This window comes from Curtobacterium sp. LFS084 (assembly GCF_047977705.1).
GTDB lineage: Bacteria > Actinomycetota > Actinomycetes > Actinomycetales > Microbacteriaceae > Curtobacterium.
In genome coordinates, this window is the sequence record NZ_JBFPFM010000001.1 from 15608 (window position 1) to 37774 (window position 22167).

Consider the following 22167-nt stretch of genomic DNA (forward strand, 5'->3'; position numbering starts at 1 on the left):
TTCCTCCGTTGGGTCAGTGTGCGTGGTCATGCGCCGAGCGGAATACGTCCGACGCTCACCGCAACAGTAGCCCTCTCGCGGTGTGTGGTCCGCTCAGGAATCCAGGATGTGCACAGCGGCCGTGCGCGCCGCCTGGACGATCCCGGCCAGACCCCGGCCGCTCGACGCCTCGCCGATCCCGACGACGCCGTCCGCGAGGCCGGCAGCGGTCGTGTCCGGACCGTGCCAGCGGACGCGTGCGGCGCCGACGACGGCGGACACCGGGATGCGCACGCCGAGCAGCGCGGTCGCGTCCTGGGCCGCGCGGGTGCCGACGGGGTCCCGTGGGTCGACCGGGAGGCTCCTGCCGGTCTCGACGGCGTCGGCGGCGGTCGCGTAGCTCAACCGCAGGACGTGCCTGCCCGCGGCGGCCTCGGCCAGCCACGGCCACTTCACGGTGGCGTGCGTGATCGCCTTCGCCCGGACCGACGGCGCATCGGGGTGCACGAGCATGCCCGTCCCGCGCGGCGCGGCGTCGAGTTCGCGCTGGTCGACGACGAGCGTCACGAGCTCGATGCCCGTGCGCTCGGCCCCGGTCGCGCGCGCGGGGTCCGCCGTCGACGCGAGCACGTGCTCGGCCACCAGCCGCTCGGTCTCGCCGTCCTCGGTCCGGACCTCCACCGCGTGCTCCTCGATCGCGGTCGCCCGGGTGCGCAGACGGACGTCGACGCGGTAGGTCTCCATGTCGGCCACCAGCTCGTCGACGAGCCGCACGATGCCACCGCGGATGCCCTGCACGGCCGACCCGGCCGTCGCACGGGCACGGAGCGCGAGCACCGCGCGGGCGAGGGAGCCCTCGCGGAGCAGTGCCGCCCGGAGTCCGGGGGCGACCCGGTCGGGGTCGAGGTCGTCCGGGTGCGTCGAGTGCACACCCGCGACGATCGGCACGACCAGGTCGTCGAGGACCCGGTCGCCCATGCGCTTCCGGACGAGTTCGCCGAGGGACGCGGCCTTCGCGCCGACGGGGGACGGCAGCAGCGAGTCCATCTGCGCCCGGAGCGCCGCCTTCTGCCCGACGACCGCGAGCACGTCGGCGGCCATCGGACTGCCGGGGATGCCGAGCAACCCGGTCTCGGGGATCGGCGAGGTCCGGCCGTCCCGGGTCATCAGCCAGGCACCGCGTGGATCCGGTGCGGTGATCTCGTTGCCGAGGCCGAGCTCGATCGCCAACCGGCCGACGGCGTCGTTCCGGGTCGCGAACGAGTCCGCCGCCATGTCGAGGTCGAGCCCCGCGACGCTGTGCCGACGGACCATCCCGCCGAGCACGTCGGACCCCTCGACGAGGACCACGTGCGCGCCGCCCTTCGCCAGGTCCCGCGCCGCGACGAGGCCGGCGACCCCGCCGCCGACCACGACGACGTCGGTCACGCGTGCGCTCCGGTCGCCGCGGCCGTCCCGTCCCCGAGTTCGTGGACGAGCGACACGATGCGGGTGAGCACGGTCGGGTCGGTCTCCGGCGGCACGCCGTGCCCGAGGTTGACGACGTGCGCCCGGGCCGCGCCGCCCCGGGAGACGACGTCGCGCACGTGCGCCTCGAGCACCTCCCACGGAGCGGCGAGCATGGCCGGGTCGATGTTGCCCTGCACCGTGACGCCGGTGCCGACGCGGCGGACCGCCTCGTCGAGCGGGAGCCGCCAGTCCACGCCGACCGCGTCGACGCCGACCCGGTCCGTACCGAAGGTGGTCATGTCGCGGAGCACCTCGCCGCTGCCGACGCCGAAGTGGATGCGCGGGACGCCGAGGTCGGCCACGTGGGCCAGCGCGTCGGCCGAGTGCGGGGCGACCCGCGCGACGTAGTCCGCACGGGACAGTGAACCGACCCACGAGTCGAAGAGCTGTGCGGCGGACGCCCCAGCGAGCACCTGCGCCCGGAGGAACGCCCCGGACACCCCGGCCGCCCAGTCGAGCAGGCGTGCCCAGGTCTCCGGCTCGGCGTGCATGAGGGTGCGGGCGCGGATGTGGTCCTTCGACGGACCGCCCTCGACCAGGTAGGCCGCGAGCGTGAACGGTGCGCCGGCGAACCCGATGAGCGGGGTGTCGCCGAGCTGCTCCACCGTGCGGGCCACCGCCTCGGTGATCGGGGCGAGCGCGGCCTCGTCGAGCGTGCCGAGCGCGTCGACGTCGGCCGCGGTCCGGATCGGCGACGCGAGCACCGGCCCGCGCCCCGGCACGATCTCGACGTCGACGCCCGCGAGCTTGATCGGCACGACGATGTCGCTGAAGAAGATGCCGGCGTCGACCCCGTGCCGACGGACCGGCTGCAGCGTGATCTCCGACGCCATCGCCGGGTCGAGGCAGGCGTCGAGCATGGCCGTGCCGACGCGCAGGTCGCGGTACTCCGGCAGGGAGCGCCCGGCCTGGCGCATGAACCACACCGGCAGGGTCTCCGGCCGGTCGCCCCGGAGCGCCCGGACGAGGGGCGAACCCGACGTCCGCCCGGAGACGAGCGGGTGTGCGGCGGGGAGAGCGGTGGTGGATGCGTCGGTCACCGCACGATTCTCCCATCGGCGAACAGGGTGTATCCCGAGCACGCACGACGGGATCGGGCGGGCACCGGAACGCGAGTTACCATGGAAGACGTGCTCATCTGTCTCACGGCGTCGCATCGCAACGCCAGCTTCGATCTCCTGGAGCGACTGAGCATCGGCGCACCGACCGCGGCGAGCCGTCTCGTGACGGACTCCGGCGTGTTGGACGGAGCCGTCGTCCTCGCCACGTGCAACCGCTTCGAGGCCTACCTCGACATCGCCGGCGACGACCGCGACTCCGCCGTCTCGGCCACCGTCGACGCCGTCGCGACCGCGAGCGACCTCGACCCCGCCGAGGTCCTCGACTCCGTCAACGTGCTCGGCGGCAAGGACGTCGTGCAGCACCTCTTCGCCGTCTCGAGCGGCCTCGAGTCCGTCGTCGTCGGCGAGACCGAGATCTCCGGGCAGGTCCGCCGCTCGCTGGAGGACGCCCGCGCGAACGGCACCACCACCTCGGACCTCGAACGGCTCTTCCAAGAGGCGGCGCACACCTCCCGGGGCGTCAAGACCCGCACCCGCATCGGTGCGGCCGGTCGGTCGCTCGTGCGCCTCGGCCTCGAGCTCGCCTCGTCCCGCGTCACCGACTGGGGCCGGACCCGCGTGCTCCTGATCGGCACCGGCAGCTACGCCGCCACGACCATCGCCGCCCTGCGCGACCGCGGCGCCGACACCATCCAGGTCTTCTCCCCCTCGGGTCGGGCAGCGTGGTTCGCCGCCAAGCACGACCTCGTCGCCGCCCACGACCTGCGCGAGGCCATCGGCGCCAGCGACGTCGTGATCACCTGCACCTCGAGCGAGGTCCCGGTCGTCGAGCCCGCCGACCTCGACGACGGCGTCCGGCGCATCGTCATCGACCTCGGGCTCCCCCGCAACGTGGACCCGGACGCGGCCGACGTCGACGGCGTCGAGCTGCTCGACCTCGAGACCATCAGCATCCACGCCCCGATCGCCGAGCTGAACGCCGAGTCCGAGGCACGGGCGATGGTCGACGACGCGGTGTCCCGGTTCCGTGCCCAGGCGCTCGAGCAGTCGACGACCCCGGCGCTCGTCGCGTTCCGCAAGCACGTCTTCGACATCCTCGACGACGAGATCGACCGCGCGAAGCGTCGCGCGGACGGTGACGACGCCTCGGCCGAGCAGACCGAACGCGCGCTGCGGCACCTCGTGGGCGTCCTGCTCCACCGTCCGTCGGTCCGCGCCCGCGAGCTCGGTCGCGCCGGCCGCGGCGAGGAGTTCGTCGGGGCGCTCGACGCCCTCTTCGGCGTCCGCCCGGAGCCCGAGGCCGACGTGCCGGCACCCGTGGTACCGCTCGCGGAGCGCACCGCGCCCGAGCTGACCGTCCGCGACCGCACCGACGAGGCGGACGCGAGCTGAGCCTCCAGGGCCGTCCCCCGACCCTGCGCGTCAGCGCGCTGCTGCTGGTGCGCGACCGCCGGGTGCTGATGGTCCGCGCGCGCAAGCGCGACGTGCTCTACCTGCCCGGCGGCAAGGCGGAGCCGCACGAGACCGACGTCGAGGCCGCCGTCCGCGAAGCCCTCGAGGAGACCGGACTCCGCCTGACCGCGGCCGACGTGGAGCCGTTCGGCACCGTCACGGAGCCGGCGCACGGCCAGGCCCCGGGGACGATGGTCGCGATGGCGCTGTTCCTGGCACGTCCGGGAGGCGCGCTGGACACCGCCACGCCGGTCGCGTCGGCCGAGGTGGACGAGATCGAGTGGGTCACCTCCGCGGACGCGGACCGGTGCCCGCCGGCGGGCGTCGAGACGCTCCGCCGCCTCGTGGCGGCGGGCCTGGTCGACTAGGTCCCGGGCCTACGCCTGGTCGCGGTCCGTGTAGTGGCCGACCTCGCCGTCCGGCGTCGGCTCCGCCTCGCCGGGGATGTCCGACTCGACGTACTCGCCCTCGCCGCCACCCTCGGGACGGGTCTCGCCGGGGATGTCGCTCGAGACGAACTCACCGGCGGGCTCGTTCGAGGGCACCGGGGTCTCGCCGGGGATCTCGCTGTCGGTGAAGGCACCGGCGCGGGGCTCGACGCCGTCCGCCCGACCCTCGTCGCCGCGTGCCTGTTCGTGCTTGCCTGCCATGTCGACCTCCGTTGCTCGTGCGCTCGCGCGCGTGCTCCGGAGTGTGCTCGTGACGGCTGGGCGCCACCCGAGTCGTGTACCCCGCACCCGGTGGTTGTGTTGGCTCATGCACCGTCGCGCTGGTTCCCCACTGCTCGTCGCCGCCGGCATCGTCGCCGTCGGCCTGCTCGCCGGCTGCTCGTCCGGCGGCACCTCGGACCCGACGGCCACGACCACCGAGACCGTCACGGCGACACCGACGGCGCCACCCTCGTCCGTCCCGTCCGGCTCGTCGTCGTCAGCCTCGGCGGGCGGCGCGTCGACCGGGTCGTCCGGTGCCTCCTCGAACGCGGGGTCCTCCGGTACCGGGTCGTCGGCGTGCGCGACGTCCTCGCTCGTCGGGAGCATCGAGGCCGGCAGCGGTGGCGCGGCCGGGAGCACGTACGTCCACCTCGTCCTGCGGAACACCGGGTCGTCGACCTGCACGCTGCAGGGCTGGCCGGGGGTGTCGTTCGTCGGCGACACGGACGGCACGCAGATCGGCAACGCGGCGACGCTCGACCGGGCGGCGCCCCACCCGACCGTCACGCTGGCGTCCGGCGAGGAGGCCGTGGCACCGCTCAGGGTCGCGAACTCGGAGAACTACCCGGAGTCGACGTGCGACCCCACCTCGCCCGACGGTTTCCGCGTCTACCCGCCCGGCTCGAAGGCGTCGCTGTTCGTGCCGTACACCGAGTTCGCCGCGTGCCGGTCGAAGGACGTGACGGAGCTCGACGTCCAGGCCTTCGTTCCCGCGGGGCAGGCGACCGACTGACGTCTGCCAGCATGGACGGGTGCTGCTGATCACGGAGGGACGACCGGACGGGGACGAGCTCCTCGCGCTGTACCGCGCGGTCGGGTGGACGGCGTACACCGACGCCCCGGAGACTCTCGTCGCCGCGGTGGGCGGATCCCACCTCGTGCTGACGGCCCGGAGCGCGGACGGCTCGCTCGTCGGCCTGGTCCGCACGGTGTCGGACGGCGCGACCGTCGTGTACGTGCAGGACCTGCTCGTGCTGCCGGACCGCCACCGGAGTGGGATCAACGACGCCGAGCCGGGTCAGCGAGCGTTCTACGAGTCGCGCGGGTTCGTCGAGGTGCACGACGTCCGGCCGGCCCCGCTGCGGTCGTTCGTCCGGCTGCGCTGACCCGGCCCGCTCAGGACTCGGGGTCGTCCGTGGACGCCCGGACCTCCTGCGTGCACCGGCAGGCCACGGCGAAGGAGATCAGGGAGTCGGTCACGAGCGTGGAGGTACGCTCAGCGGGCCGCGGCCTCGTGCACCGTCTCGAGCACCTCGGTGCCCATCGTCCGCAGGGCGTCGATGACCGCCAGCCGCCGCTGCAGCGAGGCGTCGTCGAACGTCACCGTGACCGCGTAGCTCACCGACGAGCCGGGCCCGCGCAGGATCCCGGCCTCGGCGCGGACGCCCGTGCCCGAGCCGGTCGCCGAGACGACCTGCAGGCCGTGGTCCAGTGCCCGGTGGGCGAGCGGGTCGAGCCCGAAGGACCCCGCGACGAGACTGAGGTCGGACGCGAGCGACAGCCAGCCGAGCACCCGGTTCGACACCGCCTCGTCGACGACCTCGCCGAGCGCCAGTCCCCGCATGAGCCAGGCGAGCTCACCCGTCGGGGCGACCGAGGCGTCGGGCGCGTCGTCCGGCCCCCGGCGGTCCCGGACGCGGTCGATGAGGGCGGTGCGTTCGATCCCGAGGGCCTCGGCACGCTCACGGACCGCATCGATGCCGACGGTCGACAGCAGCGCGTTCATCGCCCAGGCGTCCGCGCTCGCACCGACGAGGGTCGCCAGGTCGGACACCTGCATGGTCGGCTGCTGCAGGAACTGCCAGAGTCCCGCGCCGGTGGCGGTGTCCCGCGCCATCCGCTGCAGTCGGTCACCGTGCAACCCGCCGTCCTCGAGCCGTGCCGCGACCTCGACGAGCAGCAGCACGCGCCCGAGGCTCGCCACGGGCTGGACGAGCGTGTCGTCCACCGCCAACAGGGCCTTGCCGGTCGACGTGTCGATCACCGAGGCGCTGACGGACGCACCGTCCCGTGCGAGCGCTCCGAGGGCCTGCAGCGTCGACGCGAACCGCTCGTCGGCACCACCACGGTGCCGCCCGCGGGCCCGACCGTCCGTCCCGCCGGCGTGCTGGCGTCGGCGGGACCGGCGAGCCGACCCCGGCTCCGACGACGGAGCCGCGTCCGGCTCGGCCATCACCAGATCGCGACGCGCTCGGCCGGGTCGAGGTACATCGCGTCCCGCTCGGTCACGCCGAAGGTGTCGTAGAAGACGTCGATGTTGCGGACCACCTGGTTGCAGCGGAACTCGGTCGGCGAGTGCGGGTCGATCGTGAGCAGTCGGGCGGCTTCCTCCGGTCGGATCGCCATCCGCCAGGCCTGCGCCCAGCTGAGGAAGAACCGCTCGGCGCCGGTCAGGCCGTCGACGACGGGCGGCTCCTCGCCGTCGAGGGAGAGCAGGTAGGCCTTCCACGCGATCGAGAGCCCGCCGAGGTCGCCGATGTTCTCGCCGATCGTCAGGGCGCCGTTGACGTGGCCGTCCGGGACCTCGGTGGGGACGAGCGTGTCGTACTGCGCGATGAGGGCCTTCGTGCGCTCCTCGAACGCGGTGCGGTCGGCCTCGGTCCACCAATTCTCGAGTCGCCCGTCGCCGTCGTACTGCGAGCCCTGGTCGTCGAAGCCGTGCCCGATCTCGTGGCCGATGACGGCACCGATCGCTCCGTAGTTCGCACTCGCGTCGCGTGCGGCGTCGAAGAACGGGAACTGCAGGATCGCCGCGGGGAACACGATCTCGTTGAAGCCCGGGTTGTAGTACGCGTTGATGGTCTGCGGCGTCATGAACCACTCGTCGCGGTCGATCGGCTTGCCGATCTTGCCGAGCTCGCGGTCGACCTGGAACGAGGCGACGGCACGGACGTTGCCGACGAGGTCGTCGGCGGAGACCGGCAGCGCCGAGTAGTCGCGCCACTTCACGGGGTAGCCGATCTTCGGCGTGAACTTGTCGAGCTTGTCGAGGGCTCGGGCACGGGTCTCGTCGGTCATCCAGTCGAGGCCGGTGATGCTCTGCCGGTACGCCTCGACGAGGTTCGCCACGAGGTCGTCCATCGTCGCCTTCGAGGTCTCGTCGAAGTGCTCCTGCACGTAGATGCGCCCGACGGCCTCGCCCATCGCGCCCTCGACGAGGGAGACGCCGCGCTTCCAGCGCTCGCGCTGCTTCGGCGCGCCGGTGAGCGCGGTGCCGTAGAACGAGAAGTTCGTCGCCGAGAACGCGCTCGTCAGGTAGGCCGCGGAGCCGCGGATCACCTGCCACCGCAGCCAGTCCTTCCAGACCTCGAGCGGCTGCTCGTGCAGCAGCTCGGCCAGCCCGGTCACGAACGACGGCTCGCGGACGACCACGGTCTCGAAGGCGCCGGCGGGGGCGTCGATCGCCTCCCACCAGAGGCGGAGGTCGATGCCTTCGGCGAGCGCCTGGACCTCGGCCCACGGCAGCTTGTTGTAGGTCTTCTGGCTGTCGCGCGTGGTGACGTTGTCCCAGTGCTTCGACGCCAGCGCGGTCTCGAGGGCGACGACGTGCTCGGTGCGGTCGCCGCCGTCCTCGAACCCGGCGAGCGGGAACATGGCGGCGACGAACTCGCGGTACTTCGTGCGGATGTCGGCGAAGCGGTCCTCGCGGTAGTAGGACTCGTCGGGCAGCCCGAGACCGGACTGCTCGAGGAACACCACGTAGGACTCCGGGTCGCCCGGGTCGTTGTCGACGAAGAGCTGCAGGAAGCTCGGCAGACCCAGCCGCTCGAACCGGCCGACCAGGCGCACGACGTCGTCGACCGAGTCGACGGCCGCGACCTCGGCGAGCAGGGGCTCGATCGGCGCGGTGCCGAGCGCCTCGAGCCGCGCCTCGTCGGTGAACGAGGAGTACAGGTCGCCGACCTTGCGCTCCTCGGTGCCGGGCGCCGCCTGCTGGGAGCGCTCGATGATGTCCCGAACCGCGATCTCGGCCGCCTCGGCCAGCACCGTGAACGAGCCGTACCGCGCCTTGTCGTCGGGGATCGGCGTCGATGCGATCCACGAGCCGTTCACGTGGCGGTACAGGTCGTCCTGCGGGCGGACCGTGGTGTCCAGCTCGTCGGTGTGGATCCCGGAGGTGCTTGCGACGTCGGTCATGCGGTCCACGATAGCCACCACCGCCCTGATGGAGCAGGACGGACGGGAGCGTCACGAGCGGTCGACAGCCACTAGCGTCGTCCACATGGGACTTCCGTGGAAGCTGCACGGTGACGGCGCGACCGTCTCCGCGACGACGATCGTGGCACCAGACGAGCGCCTCACCTGGGGTCGCACGATCGGGCTCGGCGTGCAGCACGTCGTGGCGATGTTCGGTGCGACGTTCCTCGTGCCGCTCCTCACCGGGTTCCCGCCCTCGACGACGCTGCTCTTCAGCGGCATCGGCACGATCCTGTTCCTCGTCATCACCGGGAACCGGCTGCCGAGCTACCTCGGGTCGTCCTTCGCCTTCATCGCGCCGATCGCCGCCGCGACGAAGATCGGCGGCATCCCGCTCGCGCTCTCCGGGATCATCGTCGTGGGTGCGCTGCTCGCGGTCGTCGGGGCCGTGGTGCACCTCGCCGGTGCCGGGTGGATCGACCGGCTGATGCCGCCGGTGGTGTCCGGCGCGATCGTCGCCCTGATCGGCTTCAACCTCGCGCCGGCCGCCCGCGACAACTTCACGAAGGCCCCCGTCGTCGCGGTGATCACCCTCGCCGCGATCATCCTCGTGACCGTCCTGTTCAAGGGGCTCATCGGCCGTCTGTCGATCGTGATCGGCGTCGTCGTCGGCTACGTCGCCGCGCTCATCGGCGGCGAGGTCTCGTTCGACGCCGTCCACGAGGCCGCCTGGATCGGTCTGCCGGAGTTCACCGCGCCGGCGTTCGACGGATCGCAGCTCGCGATCTACCTCGCGTTCGTCCCGGTCGTCCTCGCGCTCGTCGCCGAGAACGTCGGACACGTCAAGGGCGTCGGGCAGCTCACCGGCCGCGACCTCACCCCGCTCACCGGACGCGCGCTCTTCGCCGACGGCGTCTCGACCGTCCTCGCCGGGCTCGGCGGCGGCTCGGCCACGACCACCTACGGCGAGAACATCGGCGTCATGGCGGCCACCCGGGTGTTCTCGACCGCGGCGTACTGGGTCGCGGCGATCGTCGCGGTCCTGCTCGGCCTCTCCCCCAAGATCGGTGCGGTCATCTCGTCGGTCCCGCCGGGGGTGCTCGGCGGCGCGACCACCGCGCTGTACGGCCTGATCGGCGTCATCGGCATCCGCATCTGGGTCGAGAACCGCGTCGACTTCGCGAAGCCGAAGAACCAGCTGACCGCGGGCATCGCCCTCATCATCGGGATCGCGGACTTCACGTTCGCGTTCGGCCAGGCGAGCTTCGGCGGCATCATCCTCGGCACCGTCGCGGCGATCGTCGTCTACCACGTGATGGACCTGGTGGGCCGTGCCCGCGGGACCGACGAGGCGACGCCGGCGGCGTCGGACGAAGCGCACGCGGCGACCGGCGGCGTCCCCGCCGAGCCGCGCGGCGACTGACCTGACCGTCTCGACCCGTCTGCCGACGGGACGGGGCGAGCCGCGCCTCCCGGACCGCGCTCAGCGCAGGCCGGTCAGTCCGATGACGAGCTGGACCACCCCGAGGACGACCAGCACGACGACGAGGGACCGCGCACCCCACTCCGCGATCCACGAGCGCATCGCCTCGAGCGGGCGCTCGGCACGCCGCCCGAGAGCCACGGCCAGGACGATCGGCAGCAGCACGACGGCGCCCGAGGCGAGCACGAACAGCGCGCCGACGACGAACGTCTCGACCGCCCGCGGGTCCCCGTCGCCGAACGTCAGGCCCGCTGCCAGCGCCAGGACGACCGACTTCGGGCTGAGGAACAGGAGTGCGCCGAGCCCGAAGGCCCGGCCGGGACCGAGTGCCTCCATGGCGTCCGCCCAGCGCGTGCTCGCCGGCGATCCGTCCGGCAGGCGGCGACGCGCCCACTGCCACGCCGCGATCACGAACAGCACCACCGCAGCGGCGAGCGCGACCAGCGCCTGCACCGGCGGCCCTTCGCCCGTACCGGTCGGGAGCTGCTCGCCGACGGCCACCGCCACGACGAGGGCGACGGCCACGGCGGCCATCCACCCCAGCGCGCACGCGAGCGCCGATCCGTAGCCGCGTCGGTGCCCGAGCAGGAACACGACCGAGGCGATCGGCAGGGGGCTGAGCGCGATGCCGATCGCTGCCGGCACCAGTGCGGCGATGTCCACGATCGGAGCGTAGTCCGGCCGTGAGGCGCGGGTCGGCACGTCCCGCGGCCCGCCTCGTGCGGGTGGCCGAGTCCACCGCGCGCCGCGGCGGGCCCGCATCGCCGCCACAATGGGTCGGTGCACCGACCGACGCCACCCGCGCCCACCGAACGACGCGCGGTCGACCGCGACATCGTGCGGTTGGCGGTGCCCGCCCTCGGTGCGCTCGTCGTCGAGCCGCTCTTCCTGCTCACCGACACCGCCCTCGTCGGGCACCTCGGCGCGACGGCGCTGGCGGCCGTCGGGCTCGCGGGTGCCGTGCTGCAGACCGTGACGGGACTGCTCGTGTTCCTGGCCTACTCGACCACCCCGGCGGTCGCGCGGGCGCTCGGCGGCGGTGACCGGCGCGGCGCCGTGCACGCGGGCATCGACGGGATGTGGCTCGCGCTCGGCCTGGGGGTGGTGCTGGCGCTCGTCGGCTGGCCGCTGGCCGGTCCGCTCGTGTCGCTGTTCGGTGCGGCGCCCGAGGTCGCGGCGGCGGCGACCGCCTACCTGACGGTGTCGCTCATCGGCCTGCCCGGCATCCTCGTCGTGACCGCGTCGACCGGCCTGCTGCGCGGCCTGCAGGACACCAGGACCCCGCTCGTCGTCGCGACCGTCGGCTTCGTGGCGAACGGGCTGCTGAACGCCGTGCTCATCTACGGCGCGGGCTGGGGCGTCGAGGGGTCGGCCGCCGGCACCGTCATCGTGCAGTGGGCGATGGCGATCGTGTACGTCCGCATCGCCGTCCGTGCGGCCCGGTCCTCGGGGGCACCGCTGCGTCCCGGCGCCTCGGGGGTCGCCCGCGCGCTGCGGTCCGGCGCCTGGCTGTTCCTGCGGACCGCGTCGCTGCGCGTGGCGATGCTCGCGACCGTCGCCACCGCCGCCGGCCTCGGGACGACCGGCCTCGCGACGACCCAGGTCGGCCTGACGGTGTTCTCGACCCTGGCGTTCGCGCTCGACGCCCTCGCGATCGCCGGGCAGGCACTCGTGGGGCACGGCCTCGGCGCGCGCGACCCCGCACGCGTCCGACTCGTCACCCGACGCCTCGTGCTGCTCGGGATCCTGGGCGGGGTACTCCTCGGCGTGCTGACCGCCGCCGTGAGCGGGGTGCTCGGTCCCGTGTTCTCCGACGCGGCCGCCGTCCGGGACGCGCTGCCGCTCGTGCTGGTCCTCGTCGCCGTCGGGATGCCGGTCGCGGGGTACGTGTTCGTGCTCGACGGGGTGCTCATCGGTGCCGGGGACGCGCGGTACCTGGCGATCGCCGGGGGTGTGAACCTCGTCGTGTACCTGCCGCTGCTCTGGTGGGCGGGCGCGACGCTCGGCGGCCTGTGGGCGGCGTTCGCGCTCGGGTACATCGGCGTCCGGGCGGTGACGCTCGGGCTGCGGGCGCACCGCCGGGGCTGGATCGACCAGGCGATGGCACGGTGAGCGTGCGTCCGGCTGCCGCTCCGGCCGCGGCCTCGTCCGTCGCGTCGTCCGCGGTGCTCGCCACCGTGGGCATCGGCGTGCAGGGCGTGGCGAAGCTCGTCGTGACCGTGGTCGTCGGTCGGGTGTTCGGCACCGAGACCCTCGGACAGACGACCGCACTCCTGTCGCTGTCGGTGTTCGTCGCCCTGCTCTGGCCGAACGCCGCCGGCAACACCGCGTCGCGGGCCCTCGCGATCGCCCTGCGCGGACGGCGCTCGGACGCCGCGGTGAACCGGCTGCTCGGCCGATCGATGCTCGTCTCCACCGTCGTCCTCGCCGTGGCCACCGTGCCGATCGCGCTTGCATGGGGCAACGGTCCCGGCACGGTGCTCGGCGGGGTCGCGGTCGTCGTCGGCTACGGCCTGTACTGCTACGCCCGCGGCGCCCAGCTCGGGTACGGCCGGGCTGGGCGGGTCGCGCTCTGGGACTCCGTGACGAGCGTCCTCGCGCTCGGGTTGCTCGTGCTCGCATGCGTCGCCCGGCTCGAACCGTTCGTGCTGCTGCCACTCGCGATCGGGTACACGGTGTTCGCGATTGCGTGCTGGCCGCGGGGCAACGGCCGGACGGGGCAGCAGGAGCCAACCGCCGGGGTCCTCGGCTTCGCGGCCTGGAACGTGCTCGCCGTCGTGACCTCGAACGGGTTGCTCCAGCTCACGATGATCTCGGCGCAGGTGACGTCGTCGGCGCGTGACGCCGGGGTCTACGCGGCCGCGTTCACCCTGGCGACGCCCGCCTCGATGCTCGGGCAGGCGCTCGGGCAGGTCCTCGTGCCGGCGTTCGCGCACCGGAGTGCCCACGGGTCGCTCCGGTCGCGCGGAGCGGCACTGCTCGTGGTCGGGTTCGCCGCCGGCACCGCGGTCGTCTTCGGGCTCGTGGCGGCGCTGGCCGGGTGGTTCCTGCCGATCGTCTACCCGGCCGAGGGTGCCGCCGCCGTGGCGGACCTCCGGTACCTGATGGTCGGCGTCTGGGTGTTCACCGTCGGGCTCGTCCCGGCGGCGTTGCTCCTCGCTGCGGGCCGGTCCAGGCAGGTCGCCTCGGCGTCGGTCGCCGGGTTCGTCGTCGGGGCGGTGCTCATGGCGGTGCTCGGGCCCGTCACGGGCGTGGCTGGTGGGACCACCGGGTTCCTCGTGGGGAGCGTGGTGAACCTCGTCGCGGTGGTCGGCCTCGGCCTCCGGCGCGGGTGAGCCGCTGGCGCTCGTCGCCGCGGTCGCTCGTCGCCGCGGTCCCCCGTCGCCGCGGTCGCCCGTCGTCGCGGGCGCTCGTCGCGGCTCAGGGTCGATCTCGGAGGGTCGCGCTCGGGAGCTCGCCGAACTCGCGTTCGTAGTACCCCGAGAACCGACCGAGGTGCCCGAAGCTCCACGCGGTGGCGATCGTCGCGACCGTGGCCGTCCCCGGTTCCGCGTGCTGCAGCGCCTCCCTGACGTGGCGGAGGCGTTCCTGCCGCAGGGCGACCATGGGGGTCGGGAGGTCGGCCCGCACGAACGCCTGCTGCAGCCCGCGTGCGCTCAGACCGGCTGCAGCGGCGATGTCCGCGGTGGTGACCGGGTCGGCGGCCCGGTCGACGATGAACTGCAGGGCACGGCCGACGGCCCCCGGGTACTGCCGGACGAGGTCGCCGACCGGCTCCACGAAGGTGTCCAGCAGGAGGTTGCCGAGTGATTCGGTGAGCAGGGCCCGGCGGACCGGGTCGGTGTCGGGTCGCAGCAGCTCCGGTGCTGCGACGGCGAGTCGCCGTTGGAGGGTGGCGAGGGCGACCGGTTCGGGGCGTCGGAGGAACTCCAGGCGTCGCGGCTCCTCACTCCGTCGTGCGGCGTCGAGGCCCTCGAGGAAGTCGGCGGCGAAGTCGACCGCGTGCAGCACGGCACCCGCGGGAGCGTCGAGCGTGAACGCCCGTCCGGTGGGGTACATCACCGCGGTCCCCGGACGGAGGACCTGCTCCTGGTCGGTCCCGGCGTCGATCACCGCGGTGCCGTGCTGCGCCCAGGTGAGGAGGTAGTGCCCCTCGGGTTCGATGCGTCCCCAGCGGTTCGCGGACAGGGTCGAGCTCCGCAGCGTCATGGCGGCGTCCCCGACGCTGCGCACCCGGTAGGAGAACGAGTCGCCTGCCGGGGTGAGCGCCACCCGGCGCGCGTTGTGCAGCCGCTCGTAGAACGAGGTCGCCTCGTCGAGATCGTCGCCGATGGCCTCCCGCCGCGACGCCGCACCGGCGGCGGCCGCACCCGTCTCCTCGTCCATCTCCACGGCAGCATAGGTCGTCCGCGCCACCGCAGCCATCCGAGGCCGCCATGCAGCCGCCGGAGAACGCGGTGCGCAGGGAACCGGAATGGGAGCGCTGAGGCGATCAGGGCCGATGCGTCCGGCGTCTGACGCCACCGAGGCGAAAAAACACGTCACATTTCACATGTGACATCATGTTGGTTCATCTCCCTGACGGCAGGAACAACAATGCCCCTCATCCTCCCCATCGTCGCCGCCACCGCCGCGCTGCTGGCCCCGCTCGCGCAGTCGACCGCCGACGTCGGACACGACACCCCGACCACGCAGTCCACGGTGGTGTCCGTCGGAGCGGCCTCGGTCAGCCCGGCACTGGCGTCCGGCTCGACAGTCCACACGAACCGCCCCCTCGTCTCCGGGAAGGCTTCCGGGGCGACCCAGATCGCACTCGTGCGCGGCAACGAGCTGATGGGCACCGGGGTGGTCCAGTCGGGCGGGTACTGGCAGCTCAACCTGCACGGCACCCTGACGACCGGGGTGAACCACATGGAGCTCCTCGCCGTGACGCCGGCAGGGAAGGTCACCTCGCCCTACGTGCTCACCCTCGCGCCGGCGTCGACCGGGGCCGTCCGGACCGCCACGGTCTCCACCGCGGCCTCGCTCGGCTGGGCCAACCTGCTGACGAAGAGCGTCACGGGCGCTCGCCCGACCGTCGACGGCGTGGCGACGCCCGGCGCACGACTGGAGCTCCGCGACTCGCTCGGCAACGTCTACGGCGCGGCCGTCGCGGACGAGGAGTGGGACTTCCGGATGCAGCTCACCCGCGACCTGAAGGTCGGCGCGAACCAGCTCGTCCTGACGCAGGCACTCGGCACCCAGAGCGGCTACACCCCGGTGCAGATCGTCCGGGCCGGCTGACCCCGTTCGTCGGAGCGCAGGGACGTCCGTGGCCCTGCGCTCCGCCAGGGCGGAGCGGTCGACCGGGTCCGCAGGAGCGAGCTGCAGCCTGAGCCCCTCCGATGCCGTCCCCAGTCGACCGCCGGACCCCTACGCCCGCGGCGTGGCCGTCGTGTCCCCGATCCGGAGTTCCGAGCGGAAGGCCGCGGGCTGCGGCTCCGCCCCCTCGAGCATGGCCAGTGCGGCCCGGGCGGCCGCCTGGCCCTTCTGCACGAAGGGCTGCACGAGCGTGGTGAGCTGCCGGATGCGCGTGCGGTGGAACAGGCTGTCGTCCACGGTGATGCCGTCGAAGCCGACGACGCTGACGTCCTCGGGGACGCGGAGGCCGGCGTCCAGGGCGGCCGAGATCACGCCGACCGCCAGGACGTCGCTCTGCGCGACGACCGCGGTGGGCCGGGGTCCGTCCGGGGCGAAGAGCGCGGTGCCGGCGATCCGCCCCTCTTCCACCGAGCTGCCGGCGGCCTCGATCGCGACGGCGTCCGGGTAGACCCCGCGGACGCCGCGCAGGCGTTCGAGCGAGGTGAAGGCGATCCCTGCGGCCTCGCGCTCGGCGTCGATCGGGCCGCGGCGGTGCGCACCGTCGAGGGGCAGCGACACGATCGTGACGGCCTCGTGCCCGAGGTCACGCAGGAACGCAGCGGCGCGACGCGAGGCCTCGCGGTTGTCGAGCTGGATCGGCACCGCACCCTCGATGTCGTCGGCCTCGATCGCGACCACGGGGATCTGCCGACGCCGGAGCACCGCGACCGCGGGGTCGATCCGGACGTTGCAGCCGACGAGGACGACGGCGTCCATCGGGGCGTCGACGAGCGGGACGGCACCCTGTTCGTCGTCGAGCGGGCTCCGCACGAGCAGGAGCGAGGCGCCCGCCGCCCCGGCCACCTCGGCGATGCCGTCGAGCGTCAGGACGTTCACCGGGTCTCGGAAGGCGTCGCTCAGTCGTTCGTCCATGACGACGCCGATGACACCGGACCGGCCACGGCGCAGGGAACGTGCACGGGGGTCGGGTCCGCCGTAGCCGAGCTCCGCCGCGGCGGCGAGCACGCGGGCCTTGGCGTCCTCGGAGACCGGACCGCTGCCGCTGAACGCGAGCGACGCCGTCGACGGCGCCACCCCGGCCACGCGGGCCACCTCGGTGAGGGTGGGACGGCGCGGCCGGACGCGGGCCGGGTCCGTCACGGCGCGCGGAGCATCGGCGGCGTCCTCGCGGAGGTGCTCGGTCCGCGACGCGCCGGGTCCTGTTGCCGGTTCGTCCATCGCCCGTTAGCGTAGCCGGAACGAGCGGTCGAATCGATTCGACCGAGCCGCGACACGCACGACGCCGAGCCGCGACACGCACGACCGCACAGCAGCGAAGCACGATGGGACCACCATGACGACGACGTCCGCCCGCACCACACCCACCACACGGGCCTGGATCACCGCGGTGTTCGTCGTGTTCACCCTGTCCGGGCTCGACATCGCGACCTGGCTCGGCCGGATCCCGAGCGTCCGCGACTCCCTCGGGGCCAGCACGTTCGAGATGGGGCTGCTCGTGCTCGGCATGGCCGTCGGCTCGATCGGCGGCCTGACCTTCGCCGGGCACATCGTGGCGAAGCTCGGTGCCCGCCGGGGCGTGCAGGTCGCCGCCGTCTGCCTGACCGCCGGCATGGTGTTCGCCGGGATCGCGGTCTCCCTCGGGTGGGGCTTCGCCGCGATCTGGATCGCCCTCATCGCCTTCGGGTTCGGCAACGGCCTGTGCGACGTGTCGATGAACGTCTCCGGCGCCGCGGCGGAGAAAGCCGGCGGCCGCACGATCATGCCGCTGTTCCACGCCGCGTTCAGTCTCGGCACGCTCGCCGGTGCGGGCCTCGGAGCCCTCGCCGAGGCGCTCGACGTCCCCGTCGCGTGGCACTTCACCGTCCTCGTCGTCGTGACGAGCGCCGCGATGCTCGTCGCGGTGACGCGGTTCCAGGACGAGCACCGGTTCGAGGAGCACGTGGCCACCGACACCAGCCCGGTGCCGACCCCGGTGAGCCGCTGGCAGGTCTGGACCCAGCCGTCGACCCTGCTCATCGGCGTGATCGTGCTCGGGATGGCGCTGGCCGAGGGCTCGGCGAACGACTGGCTGCCGCTGGCCATGATCGACGGGCACGGACTGGACAACGCCGCGGGCGCCGCCGTCCTGACGGTCTTCCTCGCCGCGATGACGGTCGGGCGGGTGGCCGGCAGCCCGCTCATCGACCGGTTCGGGCGGGTGCCGGTCCTCCGGATCAGCGCTGCCGTCGCGGTCGTCGGCCTCGGCATGCTCATCTTCGTCCAGAGCGTCCCGCTCGCGATCGTCGGCGTCGTGCTCTGGGGCCTCGGCGCGAGCCTCGGCTTCCCGATGGGCATGTCGGCCGCGGCCGACGACCCCCGGACCGCCGCCGCCCGCGTCAGCGCCGTGGCGACGATCGGCTACGTGGCCTTCCTCGCGGGACCGCCGCTCATCGGGTTCCTCGGCGAGCACGTCGGGCTGCTCGGTGCGCTCCTGGTGGTCTTCGTGTTCATCATCGCGGCGGGACTCGCGTCGGGGGCCGCCCGCGAGCGCGGCGCCGCCGCCCGGCCGACGCGTGGCGGTGGTGACGGGGACGGCGGGGCCGAGCCGCGCCTCCAGGCTCAGCGCGCCGACGCGGCCAGGAGCGCCGACGGCGCCACGGGCGGTCGCGACGCCGGTTAGGCTTCCCGGGTGCGTCTCGTCATCGCCCGCTGCTCCGTCGACTACGCGGGCCGGCTCTCCGCCCACCTGCCGCTCGCGACCCGTCTCCTGATGCTGAAGGCGGACGGCTCCCTGCTCGTGCACTCCGACGGCGGCAGCTACAAGCCGCTCAACTGGATGAGCCCGCCGTGCTCGATCGAGATCACCGAGCCGGACGACGAGCAGGCGAGCGCCGGCATCACGCAGGTGTGGACGGTCACGCAGAAGAAGACGCAGGACAAGCTCATCGTCAGCCTGTACGAGGTCGTCGCCGACGAGTCCCACGACCTCGGCGTCGACCCGGGCCTCGTGAAGGACGGCGTCGAGGCGCACCTGCAGCAGCTCCTGGCCGAGCAGATCGAGCTCCTCGGCGACGGCCACACCCTGGTGCGCCGCGAGTACATGACCGCGATCGGTCCGGTCGACATCCTCGCGCGGGACGAGGCCGGGGCGAGCGTCGCGGTCGAGATGAAACGCAACGCCAACATCGACGCGGTCGAGCAGCTCACCCGGTACCTCGAGCTGATGAACCGCGACCCGCACCTGCGGCCGGTGCAGGGCGTGCTGGCGGCACAGACGGTGGCACCGCAGGCGCGCACCCTCGCCGAGGACCGCGGGATCCGCGTCCTCGTGCTCGACTACGACGCGATGCGCGGCATCGAGGGCGGGCACACCCGCCTGTTCTAGGGGATGTCGACGTCGGGACGCGCGCGTCTCGTCGACCGTGACGGTTCAGTGCGCCGTCTTGGTCAGCCCGTGCTCGGTCTTCTCCCAGTAGTGCGGACGGGTGATGAGCTGCCAGAGGCCCTTGTACGCGGCGACGGAGTGCAGGACCCAGTAGAGCGGGTTGAGCAGCGCCCAGCCCATCAGGTCGAACCGGGCCCGCTTGTACGGCCCCATCATCGTGAGGTAGATCATCGTCGCGTTGCCGAGGAGGAAGTCGAGCACGCACAGCCAGAGCACCGGCGTCGGGAAGATCGGCGCCGTCCACGACGTGGGGAGCACGAGCGTGGCGACGGTGACGACGATCCCGGGCAGCATGCCGAGGAACGTCAGCGGCGTCCCGGCGATGAGGAGTGCGAACGCGGCGGCGCGGCGCAGCCCGATCTCGCGGACGAGCGCCCGGGGCCTGCGGGCGTGCACGAGCGCGGTCTGCATGTAGCCCTTGATCCAGCGGGAGCGCTGTCGGACGAAGTTCGGGATCGAGGTGTTCGCCTCCTCCATCGTCGTGGAGTTCACCACGGACACGCGGTACCCCACCGCTGAGGCGCGGATGCCGAGGTCCGCGTCCTCGGTGACGTTGTACGGGTCCCAGCCGCCGAGTTCGCGCAGCAGGTCGGTGCGGAAGTGGTTCGACGTGCCGCCGAGCGGGATCGGCAGGCTCCGGGCGTCGAGACCGGCGAGCATGTAGTCGAACCAGTACGAGTACTCGAGCGTGAACATGCGGGTGAGGGCGTTCTCGTCCGCGTTGAAGTAGCTCAGTGCGGCCTGGACGCACACGGTGTCGTCGCCGGCGCGGTCGAAGGTCAGGAACACCTTCTTGAGCTGGTCGGGGTCGGGGCGGTCCTCGGCGTCGTAGATGACGACGTACTCGCCCTGCGCGATCGACAGGCCCACGTTGCAGGCGCGGGGCTTCGTCTGCGGCGAGCCCGGCGGGACGATGACGATGCGCATCCAGTCGGGCGGTGCGGCGTCGAGGACCGCCTGCCGTGTCTCGTGGTCCTCGGCCTCGACGAGCACGAGGACCTCGAGCCGGTCCTTCGGCCAGTCGAGCACCTCGAGGTTGCGGACGAGGTCGGCGACGATGTTCGCCTCGTGGAACACCGGCACGAGCACCGTGTAGGTCGGCAGGGCAGCGTCGTCGAGCGCGGCCACGTCCTGCACGGACACCTGCTCGACCAGGTCGAACCGTGCACCGACCATCGACACCCAGAACTTGAAGACGATGCCGGCGAGGAACCCCAGCGAGAGCACCGCGGTCACGATCGCGGCGGTCGTCCCCGGCGCGAGGACCAGGCATGTCGCGAGCGCGAGCACGGCGATCGCGCCGCCGATCCGCTGGCCGCGGGACAAGACGGTGCGGGCGGACAGCGCCGGGTTCGTCCGGGCGAGGCCGTGGGCTGCGAGGTCCGCCACCTCCTCCTCGAGTTCGTAGGCGATGCGCTGCCGGACGTCGGACTCCGACGCGGTCCGGAGCACGACGGGCTCGCCGAACTCCTCGGTCAGCGCGGTCCGGAGGACGTCCGGGTCGGACCTGCCGCTCGTCAGGACGAGCACACCCTCCCGGATGCGGGCGGACGCGACCCAGCCCTCGTCGACGTGCCGCTGGACCGAGCACCGGTGCGGCGGACGCCAGTCGGTCGGCGCACCGCGGTGCCGACCCTGCTCACGGACCGCGGCACCCGCCGGGAGCGCGAGGTCCGGTCGCGGTACCTGGGTGCCGGAGTCTGGCTTCGGATCGACGGCGGTCATCCGTGGACCGCCTGCACGAGCGCCTGCATCCAGACCACGACGACCTCGCGCTGGGAGGCGGCGACCCACGCGAGGGGGACCTGCAGGATCGCGAGGACGAGGACCAGCCAGCTGGCCAGCCGGCCCTCGACCCGCGGGAGGATGGCGATGGCGACGCTGAGGGTCGTGACGAACACGTTGCCCGCACTGGCGACGGGGACGAGTCCGATCGCGTACTCGCCGATGACGCCGGCGAAGAGCGCCACGACCAGGACGATCGCGCCCGGGCGGCCGGCCAGCAGCGCCAGCGCCGCACCGGCCACGAGCATGGCGATCAGCAGCACGCCGTCGGCGGTGGCGAACAGGTGCTGCAGCCCGGTGAGTCGCTCCCCGGTGATGCTGATGGCCCCCCTGAGCGCCGCGAACGGATCGTGGAGCACGACGAGGTCGAGGAATCCCATCGAGAGCGCGACGGCGATGCTCGGGAACACGACCACCATGACGTTCGCACGGCGGATCCCCCGCTGGCCCTGGCGCGCCAGGTCGAGCAGCGGTGCGGCGAGCGCCGCGATGACGACGTAGACGAACCCCATCGGGTCCACGAGCGTGCACAGCATCAGGGCGAGGCCGGCCCGGAAGCCCGCCTGGGTGTCACCCCAGGCGAAGAACCGCACCATCCGGACGACAGCGAGGGCGAAGAGTGCGATGCCGAGGAACGCCTGCAGGTCGTTCAGCGCGACGAACGCGTAGAGCGGGTTCGCGCCGAGGGCGATGGTGAACGCGACGACGTGCCGCATCGGCAGTCCGCGCTGCCGCATCTCCTGCGCGAGGAACTGCAGGAGCATGCCGGCGACGACGCCCCCGACGACCGCCGCGCCGTCGACCCCGAACGGCATGAAGCGCAGCAGCACACCGGAGACCAGCGGGTACAGCTGTCCGATCGCCTGGACGACGCCGCCGTCCACCGCAGCTCTTGCGCGGTCCAACGTCGCCTCGTTGCCCGTCAGGCCGAGCAGCGTCGTGGTCGGGACCCGCACGGCGATCACCGCGAGCACGACGTACGGGAGCGCCAGGGCCGCACGCAGCAGCCAGCGCGCGGCGCCGGGCGACAGTCGGGACGGCGGCGCTGGGCGTGCCAGGACGGGTTCGGGTGCCGTTCTGCGCAGGCGGGCGAGCGCGACGGTCATGCGGCTCCTTCGGGTGCAGTCCGCGGGGTGGACTGTACAGACCATTCCAGTCCCCCAAAGCGTGGACCGACAGCCCACGAACGGGGTACGCGCTCGCCGCCGCCGTGATGACGCCGCGCGGTCGAGCGCCGGGACTGACCGCCCCACCACGGCGCCACCG

At 73.1% G+C, this 22167-nt stretch carries 20 protein-coding genes; 10 read left to right on the forward strand and 10 right to left on the reverse strand.

Annotated features, from left to right (window positions below; translation table 11 throughout):
- Window positions 1–93: 93 nt before the first annotated feature.
- Together ACNQOV_RS00100 and hemE are read right to left on the reverse strand one after the other, a co-directional pair.
- Entirely contained in the window at window positions 94–1407 is a 1314-nt protein-coding gene (locus ACNQOV_RS00100) for a protoporphyrinogen/coproporphyrinogen oxidase (RefSeq protein ID WP_416392874.1), read from the reverse strand.
- On the reverse strand, window positions 1404–2528 hold the full coding sequence (hemE, locus tag ACNQOV_RS00105; RefSeq protein WP_402265771.1) for a uroporphyrinogen decarboxylase: 1125 nt from the start codon (window positions 2526–2528) through the stop codon (window positions 1404–1406). Before hemE ends, ACNQOV_RS00100 begins: the two co-directional genes overlap by 4 nt.
- A 90-nt stretch (window positions 2529–2618) precedes the next feature.
- Here hemE and ACNQOV_RS00110 point away from each other — a divergent pair, with 90 nt between their 5' ends.
- Both ACNQOV_RS00110 and ACNQOV_RS00115 read left to right on the forward strand, forming a co-directional pair.
- The gene (locus tag ACNQOV_RS00110; protein WP_031261659.1) at window positions 2619–3941 is read left to right on the forward strand and encodes a glutamyl-tRNA reductase; all 1323 of its coding nucleotides are present in this window, start codon (window positions 2619–2621) and stop codon (window positions 3939–3941) included.
- A 47-nt stretch (window positions 3942–3988) separates the two neighbouring features.
- On the forward strand, window positions 3989–4369 hold the full coding sequence (locus tag ACNQOV_RS00115) for an NUDIX hydrolase (protein WP_416392875.1): 381 nt from the start codon (window positions 3989–3991) through the stop codon (window positions 4367–4369).
- 9 nt (window positions 4370–4378) lie between these two features.
- Here the strand turns inward: ACNQOV_RS00115 and ACNQOV_RS00120 are convergent, their stop codons facing one another.
- A complete protein-coding gene (locus ACNQOV_RS00120; protein WP_022906129.1) occupies window positions 4379–4651 on the reverse strand; it encodes a hypothetical protein in 273 nt (90 codons plus the stop codon).
- A gap of 106 nt (window positions 4652–4757) precedes the next feature.
- Between ACNQOV_RS00120 and ACNQOV_RS00125 the strand changes: the two genes are divergently transcribed.
- Complete coding sequence (locus tag ACNQOV_RS00125; protein ID WP_416392876.1) at window positions 4758–5444, forward strand: DUF4232 domain-containing protein; 687 nt, start codon at window positions 4758–4760, stop codon at window positions 5442–5444.
- A gap of 19 nt (window positions 5445–5463) precedes the next feature.
- Entirely contained in the window at window positions 5464–5817 is a 354-nt protein-coding gene (locus ACNQOV_RS00130) for a GNAT family N-acetyltransferase (protein ID WP_416392877.1), read from the forward strand.
- A gap of 110 nt (window positions 5818–5927) precedes the next feature.
- Here ACNQOV_RS00130 and ACNQOV_RS00135 read toward each other — a convergent pair whose 3' ends face one another.
- Together ACNQOV_RS00135 and ACNQOV_RS00140 are read right to left on the reverse strand one after the other, a co-directional pair.
- Window positions 5928–6884, reverse strand: coding sequence for a serine hydrolase (locus tag ACNQOV_RS00135; RefSeq protein ID WP_022906132.1), 957 nt, complete (start codon window positions 6882–6884; stop codon window positions 5928–5930).
- A complete protein-coding gene (locus ACNQOV_RS00140) occupies window positions 6884–8848 on the reverse strand; it encodes a M13 family metallopeptidase (RefSeq protein ID WP_416392878.1) in 1965 nt (654 codons plus the stop codon). Before ACNQOV_RS00140 ends, ACNQOV_RS00135 begins: the two co-directional genes overlap by 1 nt.
- Window positions 8849–8933: 85 nt before the next feature.
- Between ACNQOV_RS00140 and ACNQOV_RS00145 the strand changes: the two genes are divergently transcribed.
- Entirely contained in the window at window positions 8934–10271 is a 1338-nt protein-coding gene (locus ACNQOV_RS00145; protein ID WP_022906134.1) for a uracil-xanthine permease family protein, read from the forward strand.
- Window positions 10272–10331: 60 nt separating this feature from the next.
- On the opposite strand, the gene ACNQOV_RS00150 is transcribed toward ACNQOV_RS00145, so the two are convergent.
- A complete protein-coding gene (locus ACNQOV_RS00150) occupies window positions 10332–10994 on the reverse strand; it encodes a GAP family protein (RefSeq protein ID WP_416392879.1) in 663 nt (220 codons plus the stop codon).
- Window positions 10995–11111: 117 nt separating this feature from the next.
- On the opposite strand from ACNQOV_RS00150, the gene ACNQOV_RS00155 reads away from it, so the two are divergent.
- Window positions 11112–12443, forward strand: a complete 1332-nt coding sequence (locus tag ACNQOV_RS00155; protein WP_416392880.1) for an MATE family efflux transporter — start codon at window positions 11112–11114, stop codon at window positions 12441–12443.
- Window positions 12440–13666 carry a lipopolysaccharide biosynthesis protein gene (locus ACNQOV_RS00160; RefSeq protein ID WP_416392881.1) on the forward strand — a complete coding sequence of 409 codons (1227 nt, stop codon included), beginning with the start codon at window positions 12440–12442 and terminating at the stop codon, window positions 13664–13666. Before ACNQOV_RS00155 ends, ACNQOV_RS00160 begins: the two co-directional genes overlap by 4 nt.
- Window positions 13667–13751: 85 nt before the next feature.
- On the opposite strand, the gene ACNQOV_RS00165 is transcribed toward ACNQOV_RS00160, so the two are convergent.
- Window positions 13752–14747 (reverse strand): helix-turn-helix domain-containing protein, encoded by a 996-nt coding sequence (locus ACNQOV_RS00165; RefSeq protein WP_416392882.1) that lies wholly within the window; start codon window positions 14745–14747, stop codon window positions 13752–13754.
- A gap of 180 nt (window positions 14748–14927) precedes the next feature.
- Between ACNQOV_RS00165 and ACNQOV_RS00170 the strand changes: the two genes are divergently transcribed.
- Window positions 14928–15614: a hypothetical protein gene (locus tag ACNQOV_RS00170; RefSeq protein WP_022906138.1), complete on the forward strand. Its 687-nt coding sequence runs from the start codon at window positions 14928–14930 to the stop codon at window positions 15612–15614.
- A gap of 129 nt (window positions 15615–15743) precedes the next feature.
- Here the strand turns inward: ACNQOV_RS00170 and ACNQOV_RS00175 are convergent, their stop codons facing one another.
- Entirely contained in the window at window positions 15744–16910 is a 1167-nt protein-coding gene (locus ACNQOV_RS00175) for a LacI family DNA-binding transcriptional regulator (protein WP_022906139.1), read from the reverse strand.
- 115 nt (window positions 16911–17025) lie between these two features.
- On the opposite strand from ACNQOV_RS00175, the gene ACNQOV_RS00180 reads away from it, so the two are divergent.
- Both ACNQOV_RS00180 and nucS read left to right on the forward strand, forming a co-directional pair.
- Window positions 17026–18351, forward strand: a complete 1326-nt coding sequence (locus ACNQOV_RS00180) for an MFS transporter (protein WP_416392883.1) — start codon at window positions 17026–17028, stop codon at window positions 18349–18351.
- A 9-nt stretch (window positions 18352–18360) separates the two neighbouring features.
- On the forward strand, window positions 18361–19056 hold the full coding sequence (nucS, locus tag ACNQOV_RS00185; protein ID WP_022906141.1) for an endonuclease NucS: 696 nt from the start codon (window positions 18361–18363) through the stop codon (window positions 19054–19056).
- Window positions 19057–19101: 45 nt separating this feature from the next.
- On the opposite strand, the gene ACNQOV_RS00190 is transcribed toward nucS, so the two are convergent.
- Window positions 19102–20841, reverse strand: coding sequence for a glycosyltransferase (locus ACNQOV_RS00190; protein ID WP_416392884.1), 1740 nt, complete (start codon window positions 20839–20841; stop codon window positions 19102–19104).
- On the reverse strand, window positions 20838–22007 hold the full coding sequence (locus ACNQOV_RS00195; RefSeq protein ID WP_416392885.1) for a hypothetical protein: 1170 nt from the start codon (window positions 22005–22007) through the stop codon (window positions 20838–20840). Before ACNQOV_RS00195 ends, ACNQOV_RS00190 begins: the two co-directional genes overlap by 4 nt.
- Window positions 22008–22167 lie beyond the last annotated feature (160 nt).

Coding starts and splice junctions, on each gene's coding strand:
- ACNQOV_RS00120 (WP_022906129.1), bottom strand. CDS start 4,651: ATGGCAGGCAAGCACGAACAGGCACGCGGCGACGAGGGTCGGGCGGAC.
- ACNQOV_RS00125 (WP_416392876.1), top strand. CDS start 4,758: ATGCACCGTCGCGCTGGTTCCCCACTGCTCGTCGCCGCCGGCATCGTC.
- ACNQOV_RS00135 (WP_022906132.1), bottom strand. CDS start 6,884: ATGGCCGAGCCGGACGCGGCTCCGTCGTCGGAGCCGGGGTCGGCTCGC.
- ACNQOV_RS00140 (WP_416392878.1), bottom strand. CDS start 8,848: ATGACCGACGTCGCAAGCACCTCCGGGATCCACACCGACGAGCTGGAC.
- ACNQOV_RS00145 (WP_022906134.1), top strand. CDS start 8,934: ATGGGACTTCCGTGGAAGCTGCACGGTGACGGCGCGACCGTCTCCGCG.
- ACNQOV_RS00170 (WP_022906138.1), top strand. CDS start 14,928: ATGCCCCTCATCCTCCCCATCGTCGCCGCCACCGCCGCGCTGCTGGCC.
- ACNQOV_RS00175 (WP_022906139.1), bottom strand. CDS start 16,910: ATGGACGAACCGGCAACAGGACCCGGCGCGTCGCGGACCGAGCACCTC.
- ACNQOV_RS00180 (WP_416392883.1), top strand. CDS start 17,026: ATGACGACGACGTCCGCCCGCACCACACCCACCACACGGGCCTGGATC.
- ACNQOV_RS00190 (WP_416392884.1), bottom strand. CDS start 20,841: ATGACCGCCGTCGATCCGAAGCCAGACTCCGGCACCCAGGTACCGCGA.
- ACNQOV_RS00195 (WP_416392885.1), bottom strand. CDS start 22,007: ATGACCGTCGCGCTCGCCCGCCTGCGCAGAACGGCACCCGAACCCGTC.